This window comes from Nesterenkonia sp. K-15-9-6 (genome assembly GCF_052656005.1).
On the sequence record NZ_JBQYEY010000014.1, the window covers coordinates 1 to 20,031 of the forward strand.

At 69.4% G+C, this 20,031-nt stretch carries 17 protein-coding genes; 6 read left to right on the forward strand and 11 right to left on the reverse strand.

The window, feature by feature from the left end; genetic code table 11:
* The 6 genes from SD455_RS10015 to SD455_RS10040 form a co-directional block, all read right to left on the reverse strand.
* Positions 1 to 335: helix-turn-helix domain-containing protein (locus SD455_RS10015; protein WP_445508004.1), on the reverse strand; the 335-nt coding region annotated here is incomplete at its 3' end.
* Between the two features lie 355 nt (positions 336 to 690).
* Positions 691 to 2,571, reverse strand: a complete 1,881-nt coding sequence (locus tag SD455_RS10020) for a glycosyltransferase (protein ID WP_445508005.1) — start codon at positions 2,569 to 2,571, stop codon at positions 691 to 693.
* A 76-nt stretch (positions 2,572 to 2,647) separates the two neighbouring features.
* Complete coding sequence (wecC, locus tag SD455_RS10025) at positions 2,648 to 3,886, reverse strand: UDP-N-acetyl-D-mannosamine dehydrogenase (RefSeq protein WP_445508006.1); 1,239 nt, start codon at positions 3,884 to 3,886, stop codon at positions 2,648 to 2,650.
* Between the two features lie 276 nt (positions 3,887 to 4,162).
* Entirely contained in the window at positions 4,163 to 4,615 is a 453-nt protein-coding gene (panD, locus tag SD455_RS10030) for an aspartate 1-decarboxylase (protein WP_445508007.1), read from the reverse strand.
* A gap of 144 nt (positions 4,616 to 4,759) precedes the next feature.
* Positions 4,760 to 6,124, reverse strand: coding sequence for a TIGR01906 family membrane protein (locus SD455_RS10035; RefSeq protein WP_445508008.1), 1,365 nt, complete (start codon positions 6,122 to 6,124; stop codon positions 4,760 to 4,762).
* Positions 6,125 to 6,234: 110 nt separating this feature from the next.
* The gene (locus SD455_RS10040) at positions 6,235 to 7,224 is read right to left on the reverse strand and encodes a stage II sporulation protein M (RefSeq protein ID WP_445508009.1); all 990 of its coding nucleotides are present in this window, start codon (positions 7,222 to 7,224) and stop codon (positions 6,235 to 6,237) included.
* A gap of 70 nt (positions 7,225 to 7,294) precedes the next feature.
* Here SD455_RS10040 and SD455_RS10045 point away from each other — a divergent pair, with 70 nt between their 5' ends.
* The 3 genes from SD455_RS10045 to ahcY all read left to right on the forward strand — a co-directional run bounded on the left by SD455_RS10045 (position 7,295) and on the right by ahcY (position 9,874).
* Positions 7,295 to 8,113: an RDD family protein gene (locus SD455_RS10045; RefSeq protein WP_445508010.1), complete on the forward strand. Its 819-nt coding sequence runs from the start codon at positions 7,295 to 7,297 to the stop codon at positions 8,111 to 8,113.
* Between the two features lie 79 nt (positions 8,114 to 8,192).
* Entirely contained in the window at positions 8,193 to 8,402 is a 210-nt protein-coding gene (locus SD455_RS10050) for a Trm112 family protein (protein WP_070158562.1), read from the forward strand.
* Positions 8,399 to 9,874, forward strand: coding sequence for an adenosylhomocysteinase (ahcY, locus tag SD455_RS10055; RefSeq protein WP_445508011.1), 1,476 nt, complete (start codon positions 8,399 to 8,401; stop codon positions 9,872 to 9,874). Before SD455_RS10050 ends, ahcY begins: the two co-directional genes overlap by 4 nt.
* A 321-nt stretch (positions 9,875 to 10,195) precedes the next feature.
* Here ahcY and SD455_RS10060 read toward each other — a convergent pair whose 3' ends face one another.
* The 4 genes from SD455_RS10060 to SD455_RS10075 all read right to left on the reverse strand — a co-directional run bounded on the left by SD455_RS10060 (position 10,196) and on the right by SD455_RS10075 (position 16,374).
* Positions 10,196 to 10,627 (reverse strand): DUF3499 domain-containing protein, encoded by a 432-nt coding sequence (locus SD455_RS10060; protein WP_445508012.1) that lies wholly within the window; start codon positions 10,625 to 10,627, stop codon positions 10,196 to 10,198.
* A gap of 73 nt (positions 10,628 to 10,700) precedes the next feature.
* A complete protein-coding gene (locus tag SD455_RS10065) occupies positions 10,701 to 12,335 on the reverse strand; it encodes a DUF5719 family protein (protein WP_445508013.1) in 1,635 nt (544 codons plus the stop codon).
* Positions 12,332 to 15,670, reverse strand: coding sequence for a hypothetical protein (locus SD455_RS10070; RefSeq protein WP_445508014.1), 3,339 nt, complete (start codon positions 15,668 to 15,670; stop codon positions 12,332 to 12,334). Before SD455_RS10070 ends, SD455_RS10065 begins: the two co-directional genes overlap by 4 nt.
* 131 nt (positions 15,671 to 15,801) lie before the next feature.
* On the reverse strand, positions 15,802 to 16,374 hold the full coding sequence (locus SD455_RS10075) for a WhiB family transcriptional regulator (RefSeq protein WP_311026057.1): 573 nt from the start codon (positions 16,372 to 16,374) through the stop codon (positions 15,802 to 15,804).
* Between the two features lie 227 nt (positions 16,375 to 16,601).
* Here SD455_RS10075 and SD455_RS10080 point away from each other — a divergent pair, with 227 nt between their 5' ends.
* Entirely contained in the window at positions 16,602 to 17,363 is a 762-nt protein-coding gene (locus tag SD455_RS10080; RefSeq protein ID WP_445508015.1) for a TIGR03089 family protein, read from the forward strand.
* Here the strand turns inward: SD455_RS10080 and SD455_RS10085 are convergent.
* Positions 17,341 to 17,907: a GtrA family protein gene (locus tag SD455_RS10085; protein ID WP_070159172.1), complete on the reverse strand. Its 567-nt coding sequence runs from the start codon at positions 17,905 to 17,907 to the stop codon at positions 17,341 to 17,343. The two genes, SD455_RS10080 and SD455_RS10085, sit on opposite strands and share 23 nt — an antisense overlap.
* 353 nt (positions 17,908 to 18,260) lie before the next feature.
* On the opposite strand from SD455_RS10085, the gene SD455_RS10090 reads away from it, so the two are divergent.
* Together SD455_RS10090 and purE are read left to right on the forward strand one after the other, a co-directional pair.
* On the forward strand, positions 18,261 to 19,424 hold the full coding sequence (locus tag SD455_RS10090; RefSeq protein ID WP_445508062.1) for a 5-(carboxyamino)imidazole ribonucleotide synthase: 1,164 nt from the start codon (positions 18,261 to 18,263) through the stop codon (positions 19,422 to 19,424).
* 49 nt (positions 19,425 to 19,473) lie between these two features.
* Positions 19,474 to 20,028: a 5-(carboxyamino)imidazole ribonucleotide mutase gene (purE, locus tag SD455_RS10095; RefSeq protein ID WP_445508016.1), complete on the forward strand. Its 555-nt coding sequence runs from the start codon at positions 19,474 to 19,476 to the stop codon at positions 20,026 to 20,028.
* Positions 20,029 to 20,031 lie beyond the last annotated feature (3 nt).

Sequence of the window (20,031 nt, forward strand, 5' to 3'; positions counted from 1 at the left end):
TGCTGGGGCAGCGGGTCGATCCCGCCGGTGATCAGGTGCAGATGGATCCGACGAGCCGACCACTTCAGCTGCCGGCGCAGCGCCTCGATGCGCTCGACCACCGATTCCCGGGTCGCAGTCGGCGAGTGGCGCGGAGTGCTGGGGTGATCGACGAGCCCGGCTTCACCGTGGTCGCGGTAGCGAGTGACCCATTTGCTCACTGTGTCCCAGCTGACGCGGAACTCGCGGGCTACATGGGCGATGGGCAGCCCGTCGTCGATGTGGCGGTCGACCATCTGAAGTCGGCCGGTCGGAGTCAGTGTGGAGTTCGGGTGCACCGCGGTAGCGTGGGGCATGAACGGGCTCCTTCGCGCAGCAGGTGGTTCTTTGGCGATTACCATCCTGCGGGCGGGAGTCCGTTCGTTTTCTCATCGCCCCGCCGGCTCCGACAACCTCATGCCCCACAACATCTAGCAGGATCAATGGTGTTGCCTGGTCCGACTCATGGTCATGACAGTTTGCCGACTCATAGGCGATGAGGGTGCATAGAGGACGAGGTCCGCCGGCGTCCGACAGAACCCGGATGATGCCATTGGGAATACGGAGCTCCAGGACAGTGCCACGTGGATGCTCGAGCCTGCCGTTGATGGCTTCGGCCAAGCCATGCGGCGATCAGCGAGATGCATACCAACGTCAGGCACCTTCACCCCGTCAGGCAAACACAGATCCGAGCCTACGGTATGCAGACAGGTAGTGCGGAACATTCGAATCCCAAGTCCGCGACTCCCTGACCCATCTGGCACCAGCCGCAGCCATCGCCTCTCGTTTGGCATCATCCTCCAGCAGGTCTTCCAAGACATCAGCGAGCGCTGCCGCGTCACCCGCAGGGAACGACTCACATGCGTCGCCCGCATCCTCTCGAATCTCCGCAAGAGCCTTCACATCCGACATGACCACCGTGCGCCCAGTCGAGAACGCTTCAAAAGGCTTCAAGGGAGTCACCAACTGCGTGACTCGCGTTGACCTACGAGGAACAACAAAGATATCTATAATGCTATAGTAATCAATAATTTCATCGTGAGGAACGCGCCCAGGGAACTTTACGTACTTGATCCCCTTCTGCTTCACGGACTTCTTTACCTGACTCAAGTAATTCCCGTCTCCAACGATAACGAGTCTCACTTTATCCTTACGAGATTCGTACTTTTTGTCGATTCGCTCAAATGCCTTGACAAGTGTCTCGATACCCTCGTACTCGACGATCGAAGAAATGTAGCCAATTATCTTCGTGTCCTTCGAGAGATTCAGTCGCTCCCTGATACGAGGTGAAGGCGTCATCACCGGGAACTCGTCAGTATCGACGGCATTAGGCGCCAAGGAAATTTTCGACTCCTCAAGAGCCGCCCCGGCACTCTCCTGGCGGATATGGTCTTTCATCACCCTGGCTAGCGTGACTACATGACCTACGCGCTCGCGCACCAAGCGCTCGTTGCGCCGACGGTACTCATACGCTTCGGGCGACCCGTACAAGCGAAAGATCATCTCAGTGTCATCCCAGCCCTGCGCGCGGGCCACACGCGACAGCCAGGACTCTTCCCAGAATCCCCTGGATTCATAGACGACTGGGACGCCCGTCGCCTCTCCAACCTGGGTCGCGATAACTCCGTTGAAGAAGTCAGAATGGGCGTGAATTACACTGGGACGTTCGCGAACGACGAGGCCATAGAGCTCCTCGACATTATCGATCAGCCACTGCAAAAGGCCAAGGTCCTGGCGCGCTGGTCCAGCCAGTTGAACGATTCTGACACCGTCCACCTGCCGCTCACTTTGCACGCTCACTGCCTCTTGGCTGTTACCACCCGACTGCACGGCGACTATCGACTCGATACCCTGTCGTTGCAAAGCCTGCACGGTGTACTGCGTCCGCAGGGTGTAACCGGTCTGGGTGTCCGGAAGACTCTTGCCGACCATGTGCAGGACAGGGCCTGACGGATGGCGCGCCTCTGTGACGGGGAGTGCCGGGAGGCCTCCCCACGGGTTCTCGAAGACCTTGTGCTCCGCATCGAGCCGCTCCAGCGCTCCGAGGTCGGATTCATTTCCCGTACGCGCTGCGATCGTCTTGAGGAGACGCAACGCGTGTTCAATATACCCTGTTCCTCGGGCATGCCGGTACAACGCACGCAGTTCTGAAGTTTTGAGGGCGGGCTCGATGTCAAACTGTTCAATGATGGGCTTCACCTCAAGGAGGTACCCGGACTCAATCAGGTAATGCGACAGCCCGATCGCCTGTTTGCGCGAGAATATCGAACTGAGGGGCACGCCGTCATACAAATTCCTACGCAGCGGCATAAGCAGCGCGAGGTCGCGGACGACCTGACGCTCAGTCGCCTTCTTCCCGGACTTTTTCTTCGTAGAGCCACGCTTGTTAGACACCTTCCGGGGTGCAGACTCCTGGCTTGACGTTGAAGCTAGCGATTCTGAAGTGCTCCCCGGAAGGGGAAAGCTCGGCACCGGAGCGCCGTGATCGGCGAGGTCGTTCTGCGATACTTCTGAACGTGCCGCCGGGTTATCATGCTGATCCGCTCTGTTCACGGCGCCCCTTCTCCCTGGTCTCGAGTCCATGCAATATTAGCCACTACCCGGACGTCACTGCATGCACTACGCAACGTCAGCGCCAGATGCCGCGGGAATCGATCACGGTGCGGCCCTGGAGCCGGGCGGAGTCGATGGCCTTGAACTGGTCATGGTCGACCAGCAGCACCAGCACCTGGGCGCTGTCCAACGCCTCCTCGATGCCGGCCAGCGAGACGTTGCCCGACCCGCTCAGCCCGGCGGGCAGCTCCTCGATATGCGGCTCCACCGCCAGGATCTGAGCCTCCGGCGCCCGCTCGACCAGCCGCTGCGCGATCGACAGCGACGGGGACTCCCGCAGATCGTCGATGTTGGCCTTGAACGCCAGACCCATCAGCGCCACCGTGGCCTCCCGACCATGGTGCTCCAGAGCCTGCTCGATCCGGCCCAGCACCCACTCAGGCTTGGCGTCGTTGGTCTCCCGGGCCGTGCGGATCAGCCGCGAGGCCTCCGGGGCGGCATCGACGATGAACCACGGGTCCACCGCGATGCAGTGCCCGCCCACACCGGGACCGGGCTGGAGGATGTTCACCCGCGGGTGGTGGTTCGCCAGCTCGATCAGCTCCCAGACATCGATGCCGAGCTGGTCGCAGATCACCGAGAGCTCGTTGGCGAACGCGATGTTCACATCGCGGAAGCTGTTCTCGGTCAGCTTCGCCATCTCCGCGGTCTTCGCGTCGGTCAGCAGCACCTCACCGGTGCAGAAGGTCTGGTAGAGGGTCTTCGCCGCCTCGGCCGCCTGAGGGCTCAGACCCCCGACGATCCGGTCATTGGTGGCCATCTCGACCATGATCCGCCCGGGCAGCACACGCTCCGGGCAGTGGGCGACCAGCAGGTCCCCGGCGGTCAGATCCGGACGGGACTTCAGGATCCGCTCGGCCATGTGTTCGGTCGCCCCGGGAGGGGAGGTGGACTCCAGAATCACCAGCTCACCGCCGGTCAGCTTCGGAGCGATCCCGTCGGCGGCCGCCTCGATGAAGGACAGGTCCGCCGAATGCGCGTCGGTGAAGGGAGTCGGCACCGCCACGATGTAGGCGTCCGCCGCCGGCGTCTCGGTGGAGGCCGACAGGTTCCCGGCGGCCACCGCGCGCTCCACGACCTCACGCAGACCCGGCTCCACGAACGGCACCTGACCGTTGTTGACAGCCTCCACGTTGACCGGTGAGACGTCCATCCCGATCACCCGGACACCGCTGTCGGCCAGGATCGCCGCGGTGGGCAGACCGATGTAGCCCAGGCCGATCACACCGACAGTCGAGAACTCCCTCGAAACCACAAGAACTCTTTTCCTCGAAGAACACGAAACTGGCCGGACGCGACACTGTCCGGCCGTTTGCCGTCCCATGCCCGCGCTTCGATGCGGAAACGACTTTTGGGCGACGGTATCGGCCACACTATACTGTCCGCCCCCCATGAGGAGTAACTGGCCTCTAATACGGTTCACAAAAACGTGCCGCTATTACCTGGTTTGACCACGATCCCTCCTGTGCCCTGGCAGAAATGAAGAGTGGCCCGGGGTACGGCGCTATGGGACTTCAACCTGCCAGCCCGGCTATGGACCAATCGGCTGGAGGCGAGCACCGGGCCCCTGCTGAGGCTCGCGCGCCGAGACCTGGTCCGCCGCCCCGGGGACGGCCTCGGCGGCGTCGTCGCCCAGCTTGACGATGCGGTTCTCGCCGTCGACGTGGACCACCTTGGGGGTGTGCTCGGCGATCTCGGCGTCGGTCCCCATCTGGTAGGAGATGATGATGACCAGGTCGCCGGTGCTCACCAGGTGGGCGGCGGCGCCGTTGATGCCGATCACCCCGGAACCCCGCTCCCCGGCGATCGTGTATGTCTCCAGGCGTGCGCCGTTGGTGATGTCGACGACGTGCACCTGCTCGCCCTCGAGGATTCCGGCGGCGTCGAGCAGGTCCTCGTCGACCGTGATCGACCCCACGTAGTGGAGATCAGCCTGGGTGACCGTGGCACGGTGGATCTTGCCGCCCATGACGGTTCTCAGCATGCGGTCCTCGCTTTCGACTTCGGTCCGCTCGTGAACAGGTGCTGTGCGGGCGCGCGGAACGCCCCCAACAGGGTACTAGAACGCCTCGGACCCCTCCGGTTGTTCCGGAGGGGTCCGAGGCGTTCGCGTGGTGCAGGGATCCGGTCAGCCGCGGCGTCCGGCCTTCGGCGCGTTGGAGTACTCGGCGTCCTTGGTCAGCTCGGCCACCAGCTTCTCGCGGCGGATCGCGTAGACCTCCTCCAGGCGGGCCTGGCGGCGGGCGCGACGCCGCTTGGTGGGCCAGGTGATGATCAGCGTGATGAGGGCGATGAGCGCCACCAGACCGACCACGGCGATGCCGGCGTCCATCCAGAACTGCTCCGGGTAGAGGCGGATCAGCGTGGAGTCCGGGCTGAAGGTCCAGGTCCCGTCGGCGAAGAAGATCCGGTGGAACGTGTCGAAGAACTGCTGCCAGCTCAGGATCGCGACGACGGCGGCCGCGGCGATCAGCCCCAGGGTCGCCCAGGCGCCTGCGAAGAATCCGCGCGCCACTCCGCCCGGACGCCAGCGGCGCAGCAGCATCGCGAAGATCAGGGTGAGCAGCAGCAGGACGAGTCCGCCGCCCATGGCGGAGACCATGACCAGCTTCACATCGGTCATGTGGCTGACCTCGGACTCGGTGAACAGGGGCTCCCCGCCCGGGGCGAGCTCCGCCAGATACCGGGAGTTGGCGGCGTTGAACAGGTAGTCCATGCCGTAGGAGCCGTAGAGCAGCCGGTCGGTGACGTCGAACGCGCCGGTGTCCTCGGGGAACCCGGGGCGGTTGTACGCGATCCACAGGAACACCGGGGAGGCCACGAACCGAATGGCGGCGACCGTGATCATCAGCGGTACGAAGATCGCCACCAGCACCTGGAAGAACCGGGAGACGCCGCGCTTGTCCCGGGCGACCTCCTCGTCCAGGTCGGCATCGGTGATGGCCTCGCCGGACTCGTGGCGCGGCACCGCCGTCGTCGCGGTGGCCTCATAGGGGCGGTACGGCTCCGTTGAGCCGGCCGGCGCGGGAGATCCTGCGGCCGGCGAGGTGGCCGGCGACGCCGTCCCGGGTGCGGGCACGGCGGCCGGGGCCTCGGCCGCCGCAGAGATCGACTCCGGGGAGGACGCCGACTGCGGAGAGCCGGTCCCCTCCGGCGTTCCGGTCCGCGGCAGCGCGGCCGTCGCGGAGGTGTCCGAGTCCGCAGGCTCGGGGACTGGCTCGGGGGCCGGCTCTGCCGCCGCGACGTCGTCCAGCGGGCGGGTCGCGTCCTGACCGGGACGCGACACCGCCGTGGTGTCGCCCTCGCCCGGCGAGGGCGCGGCAGCATCGCCAGATGCCTGCTGCGCAGGTCCGTCCTGGTCCGTGCCCTCGAGCCGATCCTCCGGGAAGTCCGGGGCGTCCTCGGCGAAGGCGCCGTAGTCGAGACCGGACTCGAAGTCGCTGTCGCTCCCGGCGGTCTCCTCGTTCTCAGGCCGCTTCGAATTCGCGCTCATGATCGCCTCTCCACGCAGTGCTTTCCACTCTCGAGCGTACGGTCCTGACACGGCATTTCCGTGGAGACCTGCCGCAGAGTGTCGGAACCGCCAAGCGGTTCCGCCAGGCTTCAGGCCGTCAGCTCATGCGAGCCGGCGTCGTAGCGGCCCAGGTCGCCCGTGACACCGGCCCGGTGCGCCCGGCCGCCCAGCACCAGCGTGTACACCCAGTAGGCGGCCAGCACGAGCGCACCGATGCCGATCTTCAGCCAGGACGGCAGGGCGCTGGGGGTGACGAATCCCTCCACGATCCCGGAGACCAGCAGCACGATCACCAGCCCCACGGCCACGGTGATCAGCCGCCGCCCCTCATAGGCCAGTGAGGTCAGGCGCCGCTGCTGCCCCGGCGCCACCCAGGCCCAGAAGATCCGCAGACCCGCGGCACCGGCGATGAAGATCGCGGTGATCTCCATCAGCCCATGCGGCAGGATGTTCAGCCAGAAGACGTCGGCCGCGCCCTGCTCCGCCATGATCCCGCCGGCGATGCCCACACCCTGAGCGTTGATGAACAGGATGAACGGCACCCATACCCCGGTCACTCCGAAGGCCACCTCCTGGGCGGCGATCCACGCGTTGTTGGTCCACACCTGGGCGGCGAAGGACGAGTTGGGATGCTCAGAGTAGTAGTCCTCGAACTGGGAGCCGGCGTAGGCCTCCCGCTCGGCCTCCGGCATGAGCAGGTCGAGCTGCGGATGGTGGTAGGTCCAGATGCCGTAGCCCACGGCCACGGCGATGAAGGCCGCCCCCAGGATAAGAGTCAGCCAGCGGATCCGGTAGAACGCGGCCGGCAGCGACTGGGCGAAGAAGTAGGCGATGCCCTCGAAGACGTTGCCGCCCGAGCCGGTCAGCTGGGTGCGGGCCCGCCCCAGCCGGGCGGAGAGGCCCGCGGCCAGGGAGCCTCCCGGCTCCACGGCCTGCACCATGGACAGATGCGTGGAGGTGCGCTCGTAGAGCCGCAGGAGCTCATCGGCCTCCGCCGCGGTCAGGCGGCGCTGGTCGGAGAGGACCGCCAGACGGTCCCATTCCGACTGATGCACGGCGACGAACGCATCGATGTCCACGGCATCGAGCCTAACCCAGGGGCGGCTCAACACGCTGACGTGCGACGTCTGCCCCAGTAGAGTGGGTGCCATGCGCACCGTGATCACCGGCGAGGCCGTCAGACTCGAGCTGCCGCCGGCCTCCGTGGCGGTGCGCGGCACCTCGCTGCTGATCGATCTGGCCCTCTACATGGTGGTCTACATCGGCATCCAGCTGCTCTTCGGGTACTACTCCGGACAGGTCTTCCAGACCATGGACCCCGCCATGTACGCCGCGTTCTCGCTGAGCACCGTGGTGCTGTGCTTCGTGATCCTGCCGATCACCATCGAGACGCTCTCCCGAGGGCGCTCGGTGGGCCGGCTCATCATGGGAGTGCGGATCGTGCGTGACGACGGCGGCACCCTCCGGCTGCGCCACGCAGTGATCCGCGGGCTGATCGGCTTCCCAGAGATCTTCATGACCTTCGGGGTGCTGCCGCTGTTCTGCGGCATGATCAACGCCCGAGGCAAGCGCCTGGGCGACATGGCCGCCGGCACCTACGGCATCCTGGTCCGCCAGCCCAAGGTCAAGCCCATGATGCTGCCGGTGCCCCAGCACCTGACGTCCTGGACCCAGATCGCGGACCTGGGCCGCATCCCGGACCCGCTCGCGCTGCGCATCTCGCGGCTGCTGCGCCGCATGGAGACCACCGGCCGTGGGGACAACCTCGGCGTGCTGCATCGCACCGCCGACCAGCTCGCCGATCAGCTGCGCCCGCACATCTCCCCTCCCCCGCCGCCGTCGTCGTCCATGGACTTCCTCATCGCCGTCATGGCCGAGAGGCGCAACCGGGAGTACCGCCGGCTGCGTCGGCAGCAGGACCGCACCGGAGAGCTCAGCCGACGGCTGCACACGCTCCCGTACTCCTGACCTGGCGACCGCGTCCTCAGGTGTCCGCAGGTGACGTCCTCACCGGTCGGCGCCACACCCCCGCGATAGGCTGGGATCCATGCCCAGTGCACCCCAGACGACCGTCATCTCCCCCGACGTCCTCGAGATCCTGCGCTGTCCCGTGACCGCAGCACCGCTGCGTCAGGACGGCGACCACCTGGTCTCCGTCAGCGATGACACCATCCGCTACCCCATCGAGCACGGCGTGCCCCGACTCCTGGCCGACGCCGCCTCCAGCACCACCGACGAGGAGACCCCTACCCCATGAGCTTCGACTACAAGATCGCCGACATCTCCCTGCATGAGGCCGGCCGGCACCAGATCCGCCTGGCCGAACATGAGATGCCGGGCCTGATGGCCCTGCGCGAGGAGTACGGCGAGTCCCAGCCGCTGGCCGGGGCCCGCATCGCCGGCTCGCTGCACATGACCGTGCAGACCGCCGTGCTGATCGAGACCCTCACCGCCCTGGGCGCCGAGGTCCGCTGGGCCTCCTGCAACATCTTCTCCACCCAGGACGAGGCCGCCGCCGCCGTCGTCGTCGGTGACGGCACCCCTGAGGACCCCCAGGGCGTGCCGGTCTTCGCCTGGAAGAACGAGACGCTGGAGGAGTACTGGTGGACCGCCAGCCAGATCTTCGCCTGGCCCGGTGTGGATGAGGACCCCGCCAAGGGTGCCAACATCATCCTCGACGACGGCGGTGACGCCACCCTGCTGGTGCACAAGGGCGTCGAGTTCGAGGCCGCCGGCGCCGTCCCCTCGGCCACCGAGGAGGACCCGGAGGAGTACCGGATCATCCTGGAGACCCTGCGGTCCTCCCTCGCGGAGAACCCCTCTCGGTGGACGGGTGTGGCCAGCACCCTGCTGGGTGTCACCGAGGAGACCACCACCGGAGTGAACCGTCTCTACCAGCTGGCCCGCGACGGCCAGCTGCTGTTCCCGGCGATCAACGTCAACGACTCGGTCACCAAGTCCAAGTTCGACAACAAGTACGGGATCCGCCACTCCCTGCCGGACGGCATCATGCGCGCCACCGACGTGCTCATCGGCGGCAAGGTCGCCGTGGTGTGCGGCTACGGCGACGTCGGCAAGGGCGCGGCCGAGGCGCTGCGCGGACAGGGCGCCCGGGTCATCGTCACCGAGATCGACCCCATCACCGCGCTGCAGGCCGCCATGGACGGCTACCAGGTGTCCACCCTGGAGGACATCGTCAGCATCGGCGACATCTTCATCACCACCACCGGCGGCAAGGACATCATCTCCGCCGAGGCGATGCAGCAGATGAAGGACAAGGCCATCGTCGGCAACGTCGGCCACTTCGACAACGAGATCGACATGGCCGGACTGGCCGCGATCCCCGGCATCAAGAAGGTGGAGATCAAGCCGCAGGTCCACGAGTGGGTCTTCCCGGAGACCGACGGCCGCTCCATCATCGTGCTCTCCGAGGGCCGCCTGCTGAACCTGGGCAACGCCACCGGCCACCCCAGCTTCGTGATGAGCGCCAGCTTCGCCAACCAGGTCATCGCCCAGATCGAGATCTTCGCGAAGTCCCACAAGGTCCGCCCCGGCGACGGCAGCTACCAGAACGAGGTCTACACCCTGCCGAAGATCCTCGACGAGAAGGTCGCACGTCTGCACCTTCCCGCGCTGGGTGCGACGCTCACCGAGCTGACCAAGGACCAGGCCGACTACCTCGGCCTCGACGTCGCCGGCCCCTACAAGCCGGAGCACTACCGGTACTGACCCCTGCCCCGCAGCCGCGAGTCAGAGCACCCAGCACCACGACGCGGCCCCCGCCCGGAGAGATCCGGACGGGGGCCGCGGTGCGTCATGCGCGGGAGTCTGGGGCAGGCCTGGGCGGGCTGGAGCAGGCGTGGGCGGGCTGGAGCAGGCGCACGCCCGCCCTCAGCGTCGAGAGGTCAATTCCCCGTACATCTTGTGCGGCTGACGCGCGTCACCCACGCGGAGATGTATGGAATTCTGACCACTCGATGGGAGCGCGCGGCGGGAATCGCACCAGACGCAGCGGCACACCCCCCTCAGCACCGGCGCGCGGGTGAGGCCTCAGTCCCTGAGCAGGCGCAGATGACCGCGGGTGAGCGCCGCCTCCGGGGTGGGCGGCTCCAGCCGGCTGCGGGACTCCCGCCGCGGCAGCGTGCCCGGGGCGTGGGGCCCGGTGTCCTCGCCGGAGGTGGCCCGGCCGGCCGGACGCGCCCCGGCGCCGGCGTCGTCGTCACGGTGGCGGACGGCGTCCGCCAGGGCGAGGAGGTCGTCCTGCGGCTCCGCAGGAGTCGACGGGTAGTCCAAGCGCACCACTTCCCAGCCGCGCGGCGGGTTCACCGTGTCTGCGTGGTGGCTGCACAGGTCATAGGTGTGGGGCTCGGAGTACACGCTCATCGGCCCCACCACGATCGTGGAGTCTTGATAGCTGTAGGTCAGCGTGGCGACCGCCGGTCGCCCACAGCCGCTTCGAGTGCATCGTCGCGAGGAATCCACGGTGCACCACCCTAGCCGACGTCACGGACAAGGACCGGGAGGCGCACCGGCGGACTCGGGTCCGCAGACCGGGTCAGTGCCGCAGCCGCACCGGCACGGTCCGGTCCGGGTCCCGCAGCAGGTCTACGGTGCTCAGCGCGAGCCCTCCCTCATCCTGGGTGGTCAGCGCCGCATACAGCCCCGGAGCAGTCTCCTCCACGACGACGGCGACGGCGACGCCGAGGTCGTCCGGCTCGAGGGTCAATGCCCCCTCCGCAGGCACGGTCACCTCTTCCGCCGCGGAGAATGTGCCGTCCGCCTCCACCAGCCGATAGGTCACCTGGCCCTCCGCCTGCAGGCTGGTGAGCCGCAGCGAGGACTCACCCACATCCGGGATGAGCGTCCCGGAGCCTTCAGTCAGCGGCACCGCGGAGGCCTGCCAGGAGAAGTCCGTCGCGGAGTCGCTATCTCCTCCGGCCACGCCGTGGCTGGACACCGCCGCATACGTGGGCTCATCGGATCGGAGGACGACGTCGTAGACCCCGGCCTCCAGCCCCTGCAGCGGGACCGCGTCCACCTCGCCGGGCTCCACGGTGAACACGGCCGGGTTGTCCAGCAGCTCCACGCCGTCGTCGCCGTAGACCTGCAGCTCCAGGGTGGTCCGGGACTGTCCGGCGGAGTGGATCCACAGCTCCGCGGGCCGAGCGGCGGGGTCCTCCTCGGTGGACTCGGGCACCGGGACCCCCGGCATCACGTGCTCGGTGTCCGGTGCGGAGATCCCCGGCAGGAAGTCCACCCCTTGACCGGTCAGGCCCACCGCCCGCGAGGACTGCACCTGGGCGGTCACGGGGGCTCCGGAGGACTCCACGGAGATCCCCAGCTCGGCGTCCGTGCCCGCCAGGGCGGCGAGGTTCACGGTGCGCACCGTCTCCCCCGGCACCACCAGAGTCCGGGTCCCCGAGGAGCCCCGGTGCCCGTCGGTGTCATAGCCGACCACCTCGACGGTGGCGGGCCGGTCGTACGGATTGGCCAAGGTCAGCAGGGCGGTGGCCCCAGCGCCGAGCTCAGGGCCGAAGAACCAGTGGGAGCGCTGCGGGACCGTGCAGTCCCGGGTGGCCAGACCGGTCACTGGTCCGGTGTCGGCGGCGTAGGTGTACCGGGCGGCGGCGGCGCCGGAGGCTCCCTCGGGCAGCGCCTCGATCTCCAGGAACGGGGTACGGGTCATCGCGCCGAGGACCTCATAGACCACGTCGCCGGTGACCGTCTCCTCTGCCTCGGTCAGCTCGGTGGTGTTCACCCGATACCGCTCGCCCAACTGCGCCCAGGCCGTCGCGGGGAAGGTGCCGGCGTCGTCAGCGGCGAGCACCAGGGCCTGGAAGCGTCCTCGCGCGGAGTCATCCCGTTCCCGGTACTCCAGCAGTCCGTCGGTGGTCAGGGAGTCCGCCAGCCCCGGCATCGGCGGGCAGACGTGGGCCGTGCCCGATCCCGCAGCCGGGAACGCAGCCGCATCCACCGGCGCCGGCTCCCACGTCTCCCCGCGCGGGTCCTGCACCGCCGATCCCACGGCGACGCCCGCCACGCCCAGCGCGACGGCGACCGCGAGCACCCGCACTCCCGACCCGGGAGGTCGGGTGCTGCGCCCGGTGGCCTGGCGACGCTGCTCTGCCTCCTCGCGGCGGCGTTGTCTCTTCGCCTGACGGAGGTGGCGACGGACCGTCCGCGCGTTCATGGCCGCTCCCCTCGTCCGTCAGGTTGTCCATCTGCGGATCGCCCGGCCGTGTGCCGTCCGGCCATCCGTGCGAGTTCCTCATCGCCGGCCACCGGGAGCAGTCGGGCCCCGCGGGGCAGCGGCACTGCGATCAGCACCACCAGCAGCAGGAACCCTCCCACCAGGCCGAGCATCGGCCACCGGTACGGGCTCGAATGCGAGGCGGTCAGCACACCGGAGGCCTCTCCGACGGGCAGGTGGAAGCTCTGCGCCCACGTGCCGCCCGGTGCCGGCTCCAAGTCCTTCCCGTTGAGCTGTGCGGTCCAGCCCGAGGCCTGCGCCGTGGCCATCCGCAGCATCAGATCCTCCTCCCCCGCCAGGGGCTGACCCTCGGCGTCGCGGAGTCCCTCGAGGTCCACCTCCACCTGTCCGTCCTGGGAAGGCAGCAGGGCGACCGTCTGCCCGTACTGGTCCACCAGTCGGGCCCAGGAGGTGGAGGCACCCTCCACCACCTCCGTGGTGAGGACCTCCCGGTCCTCCGGCACTTCGGCCCGCCAGAGCAGCCCACGGTCGGTGGGGCCGACTGCGATCAGGCCGGAGGCGGTGTCCACGGCGTCCACCAACGGTGAGTCCTCGACGGAACGGATCAGCACATGCCCGACCCCGAGCTCCTCCATCAGGGGACCCACTTCCCCGGAGCCGGGGGTCACCAGCGAGGCGACCAGCTGCCCCAGCCGACGGTCCCCGGCGCTGAGCTGTCGGTCCGGCACACCCCCGGCGGTCACCACGGCGCGTTGCGCGTCCAGCATGCGTCCCTGGCCGGAGACGAGCTCGCCGACCACGCCCTCGCTGCCGGCGTCGAGCACCAAGGTGCGCTGCTGCGCCGGCCCGGTGCCCTGGTCGGCCGCGGTGGCGGGCACCTGCCGCACCTGCCCTGGGGCGATCTGCACGAGGTCCTGGCTCACCGGGGTCAGCGCCTCGCCTGTCAGATGCGCCGACGGAAGGGCCCGCGGCACCGCCCAGGAGCCCAAGGACGCCACCACCGCCAGGACCAGCAGCGTGGCGGCCACCGGCGCCGCCGTGGCGCCCCAGCGGGGCAACGCACGCGGCAGCCGGTCCAGGGACCCGACGGCGGCGATCAGCAGACAGAAGGCCATCACCGTGACCAGCGGTCCGACGTCGGCGGAGATCAGGGCCACGCCGTCGTCCGCAACGGCCAGGCGCGACGCCGCCGCGGAGAGCCCCAGGGCGCCCAGAAGCACCGCGCCCGCGACGAGGGCATGGGTGCTCCGCGCGGTGGCGGTGGCGATTCCCAGCAGGGCGACCAGCAGCAGCGGAGCGCCGACGATCAGCGCCAGCCGCAGGCTCCACAGGTCCCCGGTGAACAGCTCCGGGATGGCGCTCCCCTGCAGGCCGGCGAGCGGATCGAAGGGTCGAGAGTGGCCGAGCAGCTGCTGCCACAGGGGCGCATCCGCGGCGCTGATCGGGCGGGTCGGATCGGAGAGCAGCACCGCCACGACGTTCTGGCGGGTCAGCAGGGCCGAGCCGAGCATCGGCGCGGCCAGAGCCAGCGAAGGCAGCGGCATCAGCCACAGCACCCGGCCCCGACGGCGCAGCACCAGCGCGCCCACCACGCAGACCAGCACCGCCAGCACCAGCAGGATCGGCGCCGCGGCGGTGACCACGGCCAGCAGCAGCGCGGCTGCCGCCGCGTGCTCCCAGGAGGCGGCGTACAGCCCGGAGCCGCGGCCGGAAGGGTCCAGGTCCAGAGCCCGGACGGCTGCGAGCAGCACCAGCGGCAGCAGCACGTGGACCAGCACGACACCCACCCGGCCCTCACCGAGCGCGATGTGCAGGCTCGGCACCCCCACCCAGAGCAGCGCCGCGACCACCCGTACGGTGGCCCGATCGGTGACCAGCCGTGAAGCCAGCCAGGCGGTCAGCCCGGCCAGCGGCAGGGCCAGCACCGTCAGCCACACCAGCACCAGGGAGGCGTGGCCGCCGGTGAGCAGAGACAGGATCAGCAGGACCAGAGCGAAAGGATCCGCGCCGGCCAGGGCGCCCAGACCCTCCGGGGCGATGAGGCTGACCGTGGACGCGGCGATCTCGGCCGTGGACGGCGTCACCGGCAACGCCGCGCCACCGGTCAGCGCCTCGGCGGTGAGCAGATCACGGAAGACCAGCAGGGAGATCCCGGTCAGGCCCAGCAGCATGAGGAACAGGCCCAGGCGGTCGCCGGAGCGTCGGGTCGGCATCTGATCGAACTCGCCGTGGGCGGAGTCCTGGCCGAGCAGCGCGTCATGGTCGTCCTCATCGGCGGTCCGTGCCCCCGCCAAGCCGTAGCCGGCATGCTGCGGGGCGACGGTCTCCGCGGTGGGCAGCCGCCGCCGATGGGCGCGCAGCGCGGCCGCATCCAGGCGTGCGGCACGCTCGACCCGACGCCGCTGCGACGCCGGGGGCGCTCCTGCGGCCCGGCGCCCCTGGCGGATGAACCGCCGGGAATGGAGGATCGTGGCGGGGTCGAGCAGAGCGACCACCGTGGCGGCCAGCTGGGCGACGGCTGCGTCCGGCGCCTTCACCGCGGTGAGGACGACGGCGCGCAGCACGGCGGCCAGCCACTGGCCCAGCCACAGCAGCGGCACGGCGGCCGCCGGCGCCTCGGCGAGCCGTCGGCGGACCTGGGCCCGCCGCGCAGGACTCGGCAGATGCAGCATGCCGCCCAGACGGTGGACCTCCGTCCGCGGCGGAGGATCCAGCCGCCTGATCCGGGCGTCCGGAGCGACGACGACATGCGCCCCGGTCTCGCGGGCGCGGCGGCAGAACTGGGCCGCCGCGTAGTCGGCCGGGAGCGTCGGGTCGAAGCCGCCGAGGGCGCCGAAGAGCGAGGCGCGCACCAGCATGCCGTGGGCGGCCACCGCGGGCACGGCGTCGCGGCCGTCGTACTGGCCCTGGTCGAGCTCCTTCGGCTCGTTGAGCGGGATGACCTCCCCGGAGCGGGCGGACCACAGCCCCACGTCCACCAGGCGATCACCCGGATCCAGCTGCTTGGCGCCGACGACCTGGATGTCCGGGTGGGTCTCCTCGTCGGTGACCGTGAACAGCCGCTCCTCGAGCGCCGCGAGAGTTCCAGGCTCCGGGGCGGCGTCCTCGGGGAGGATCCACAGCCAGTCGGCCGCGTCGGAGAATCCCTCGGGCAGCCGACGCTCCAGCTGCCGCCACAGAGAGGTCACCCGGCTTCCGCCGGGTCCGGGGCCGGTGGTGCGGGCCGCCGTGGCCCGGTCACGGATCAGGTGGGAGCGCAGGGATCGGGAGAGGTCCTGAGGTCCTCGGAAGCCTGCGGCGGAGAGCTCCACCACGTGGTCGGGCGCGCGCGTCTGGGACTCAATGGCCTCCTGCAGTGCCTGCGGGGACTCTCCGGCCTCAGACGAGGAATCGCCGCCGCCGTGCAGGACGACAGCGGCGATGCGCGGGCTCAGGGTGGCGGCGATCAGATCGCTCGCTTCCGCAGCTTGCGGCGTTCGCGCTCGGAGAGACCTCCCCAGATGCCGAAGCGCTCGTCATTGGCCAGGGCGTAGTCCAGGCACTCCTGCTTGACGTGGCAGGCGGCGCAGACCTTCTTCGCATCCCGGGTGGAGCCGCCCTTCTCCGGGAAGAACGCCTCCGGGTCCGTCTGGGCGCAGAGGGCGTCCACCTGCCAGGCCAGCTCGCCTTCGATCTGCTCGGCGGGGATGAGGGAGGGCAGGCCGATCCAGGTCTCGGTGCGCGGCGCCTCGACCTCCGGCTCGCGGTCAGTGCGGCGGGAAGGAGCCTCACTGAGCGCCACCGGGGCCTCGACGGTCCGTGCCGAGCGGGACTCGTCCTCGGACTGCTTCTCCGCCTCCTCATGGGCGGCGAGGAAAGCCGTGGCCTGATCCTCGAGGGCCTTGCCGTGCTCCAGACGCTCCGCGGCCTGCGGATCGGCCGGATCCACGAACCAGTCGGCGGGGACGTCCAGAGCGGGTCGCTGGGCGGCGCGAGACTGCTCGTGCTGCTCGTCGCTCAGCCGCTGTGCGTTCCCCATGGAGGGCCTCCCCTGTGATCCGTGTCAGTGGTGTGCGGGACAATCATGTGACGGTGTCTGTGACGACCATGCGGCGGGGCCGCCGTCACCCCCTAATTACACTGGCGTAAGTAACCATCCGTCAAGTGGTGTGAGGCCGCTCTCCACAGGCCTCGATCCGCGTCATGACGCCCGACACGCCGCACAAAGACCACTGTGGGATCGGTGTGGCGGAACAGGAGGACTCCATGGCTCCGCTCAGCTTGAGCACCTTTTCACACGAAGCGCCCAGGGACTTCCCAGCGCTGTTCGAGCTTCTGGGGGCCCGCCCGCGACCCTCTGTCGTCTGGTACGGCCCCGACGGGGACCGGGTGGAGCTCTCTGGACGGGTGCTGCAGAACTGGGCGGTCAAGCTCGTCGGTCTGCTGCGCGAGGAGGTCGAGCTCGACGACGGCGCCGACGTGCTGATCCACTGCGCGCCCCACTGGAAGGCCTGCGCCGCCGTCCTCGCCGCCGGCGCCCTCGGCTGTCGGGTGACGCTGGGCTCCCCGGGCGGCGAACCGGCGTTGGTCATCACCGATCGCCCCGAGGACTGGACGGACACCGAGGCGCTGGGGGACGCCGAGCTGGCCGCCCTGTCCCCCGGCCTGCTGGACGACTCCTACGCCGACGCCGTCGGCACGTCACTGCCAGGGTGGGTGCTCGACGTCTCCGCTGAGGTGCGCCAGCATCCGGACCAGCTCCTGAGCGCACTCCCGGAGGTGGCGCTGCCGCCTGTGCCGAGCGAGCCCCGGGACCTGCTGTGCTCCACGGCGGAGGGGCTGCACGACGTCGCCGACGCCGCGGCGGGCTGGAGCACCTGGACCCCGGTGCGCTGGGACGACGACGCGGAGACGGCGCTGCTCGGCGCGTGGGCGCAGGGACGCACCGCCGTGCTGGTGCAGCCGGGCCCCGAGGGCATCCCCGCGCAGCAGTGGGAGACGATCCTCAGGAACGAGGGGGTCGGCTGAGGCCCTCGCCGGTGGTGCGGTGCGAGCCGGTGACCACCGGGATCTCGCCGGTGAGCAGCTCCCGGTCGGAGATCATGTGCGGACCGGCCTCACGCTCCGCCGGCTCCCCGGTGAACACCCAGAACTTATAGGCGAAGAAACGGAATGCTGTGGCCAGCACCAGCCCGATGACGTTCCCGGCGATGAACACCTGAGTGACGGAGTCCATCCCGAGGAGATACTTGCTCACCCCCACGCAGCCGGTCTGGATGCCCAGCCCGATCGCGTTCATCAGCAGGAACATCACCAGCTCCCGCATCTTGCCCCGGGTGCGGCTGTGCCGGAAGGTCCAGTACCGGTTGGCCACCCAGGAGAACAGGGTGGCCACAGCCCCGGCGACGACCTTCGCCTTGAGCTGCGAGTCATCGAGTGGGCCGCTGAGCAGCCACAGGAACACAGCGGAGTCGATCACGAAGGCCACACCGCCGACGACGCCGAACTTCGCGACCTCCCGCCACACGGCGAGGAACAGGTCACGGATGCGGACATAGAGACGGGAGATCATGGACCGGGGAGACTCCATCAGCGGAAACGGGGGAACACGGCAGGCCGGCAGACCCTGAGGCCGCGGCGTCCTGCCGACGTCCAGTGTACGGACTCGTCTGGACGTCCCCTGCGAGCTTCCTGGCGGATGCCCCCGGTATGAGCAGAATCACGACGCCGAGCGGGCCCCTGCTCGGCGGCCCCGCGATCCTTGCGTGCGTGTCCCATCACCGACGCCGCGCCCCCGATGCTCCATAATGAGGGACTGTGACTGCAGCCGAAGCCCCCACCCCTGACACCGCGCCCCACCTGTCCGCCGCGGCCCGCGGCGACGCACCCCGCGTCGGCGTCCTCGGCGACGGGCAGCTGGCCCGCATGATGGCGCCGGCCGCCGTCGAGCTCGGCGTCGAGCTGCGCCTGCTGGCGGGCAGTGCCGAGGCCTCCGCCGCCCAGGTCATCCCCCGCACCACACTGGGCGACTATCGCAGCGTGGAGGACGTGACGGCCTTCGCCGCCGACGTCGACGTCGTCACGTTCGACCACGAACATGTGCCCGCCGAGGTGCTCGACGCCCTCACCGCCCAGGGCACCCCGCTGCATCCGGGACCCGAGGCGCTGCTCTACGCCCAGGACAAACTGGCCATGCGCCGCGCCGTCGAGCAGCTCGGCCTGCCCAATCCGCGCTGGGCCGCGGTGCACACTGTCGCAGAGCTGCGCGACTTCGGCGACGACACCGGCTGGCCGGTGGTGCTGAAGACCCCCCGCGGCGGCTACGACGGCAAGGGTGTGCGCATCATCGACTCCTCCGCCTCAGCGTCCGCCGCCCAGGACTGGTTCGACCGCGCCGCGGAGCAGGGCACCGGGCTGCTCGCCGAGGAGAAGATCCCTTTCACCCGAGAGCTCTCCGCCCAGGTGGCGCGCTCAGCCGTCGGAGAGATCCGCGCCTACCCGGTGGTGGAGTCCACCCAGACCGACGGCGTCTGTGACATCGTCGTCGCCCCGGCCCCGCGCTCCCACCCCACCCACATGGAGGACGCGGCCAGCATCGCCCGACTCATCGCGGAGAAGCTCGGCGTGACCGGGATGTTGGCCGTCGAGCTCTTCGAGATCGCCGACGGCGAGCGGGCCGGCGTCTACGTCAACGAGCTGGCCATGCGCCCCCACAACTCCGGGCACTGGTCCATGGACGGCGCCGTCACCGGTCAGTTCGAGCAGCACCTGCGGGCCGTGCTCGGCCTGCCGCTGGGCTCCACCGCCCCGATCGGCGGCCCGGGCGGCCGCACCGTGATGAAGAATCTCTTCGGCGCCTCCGCCTCAGACCTGCACGCCGGGGTCCCCGAGGCTGGTCGGCACGCCCCCGAGGCCAAGATCCACCTCTACGGCAAGGAGCCGCGCCCCGGCCGCAAGGTCGGGCACGTCAATGTGGTGCTCGCCCCCGAGCCCGGGGAGGTCGCCGTCGCCGCCGCGGAGCTCGACCGGGCGCGGAGCCGGGCGCTGCACGCCGCCGCGCTCATCACCGGGACGACCACTGACGACTGACGACCACCGCTGACCACCGCTGAACCACCTGACGAAGGGACCGACACCGATGGCCGAGGACACCACCGCCCTGGTCGGACTCGTGATGGGTTCGAACTCCGACTGGCCCACCATGAAGGCCGCCGCCGAGGCGCTCGACGAGTTCGGCATCCCATTCGAGGCCGACGTCGTCTCCGCCCACCGGATGGCCGAGGAGATGATCGACTACGGCCGCACCGCCCACCAGCGCGGCCTGCGGGTGATCATCGCCGGAGCGGGGGGTGCGGCGCACCTGCCCGGCATGCTCGCCTCCGTCACCCCGCTTCCTGTCATCGGGGTCCCCGTACCGCTGAAGCATCTCGACGGCATGGATTCGCTGCTGTCGATCGTCCAGATGCCCGCCGGCGTCCCGGTCGCCACAGTCTCCGTGGGAGGCGCCCGCAACGCGGGTCTGCTGGCGGCGCGCACCCTGGCCGCCGGGGACGGTGAACTGGCCGTCCGACTTCGGGAGCAGCTGGTCGAGTTCGCCGCCGACCTCGCCGCACAGGCCCACGCGAAGGGCGCCGCCCTGCGCGACGAGGCCGCCGAGCTGCCCACGTACCGCCGTCGTCACACCCATTCCTGAGCG

Bases quoted from the DNA above. Each gene is read 5' to 3' on its own strand.
- panD (WP_445508007.1), bottom strand. From the start codon at position 4,615: ATGCTGAGAACCGTCATGGGCGGCAAGATCCACCGTGCCACGGTCACC.
- SD455_RS10035 (WP_445508008.1), bottom strand. From the start codon at position 6,124: ATGAGCGCGAATTCGAAGCGGCCTGAGAACGAGGAGACCGCCGGGAGC.
- SD455_RS10045 (WP_445508010.1), top strand. From the start codon at position 7,295: ATGCGCACCGTGATCACCGGCGAGGCCGTCAGACTCGAGCTGCCGCCG.
- SD455_RS10050 (WP_070158562.1), top strand. From the start codon at position 8,193: ATGCCCAGTGCACCCCAGACGACCGTCATCTCCCCCGACGTCCTCGAG.
- ahcY (WP_445508011.1), top strand. From the start codon at position 8,399: ATGAGCTTCGACTACAAGATCGCCGACATCTCCCTGCATGAGGCCGGC.
- SD455_RS10065 (WP_445508013.1), bottom strand. From the start codon at position 12,335: ATGAACGCGCGGACGGTCCGTCGCCACCTCCGTCAGGCGAAGAGACAA.
- SD455_RS10075 (WP_311026057.1), bottom strand. From the start codon at position 16,374: ATGGGGAACGCACAGCGGCTGAGCGACGAGCAGCACGAGCAGTCTCGC.
- SD455_RS10080 (WP_445508015.1), top strand. From the start codon at position 16,602: ATGGCTCCGCTCAGCTTGAGCACCTTTTCACACGAAGCGCCCAGGGAC.
- SD455_RS10085 (WP_070159172.1), bottom strand. From the start codon at position 17,907: ATGATCTCCCGTCTCTATGTCCGCATCCGTGACCTGTTCCTCGCCGTG.
- SD455_RS10090 (WP_445508062.1), top strand. From the start codon at position 18,261: ATGATGGCGCCGGCCGCCGTCGAGCTCGGCGTCGAGCTGCGCCTGCTG.
- purE (WP_445508016.1), top strand. From the start codon at position 19,474: ATGGCCGAGGACACCACCGCCCTGGTCGGACTCGTGATGGGTTCGAAC.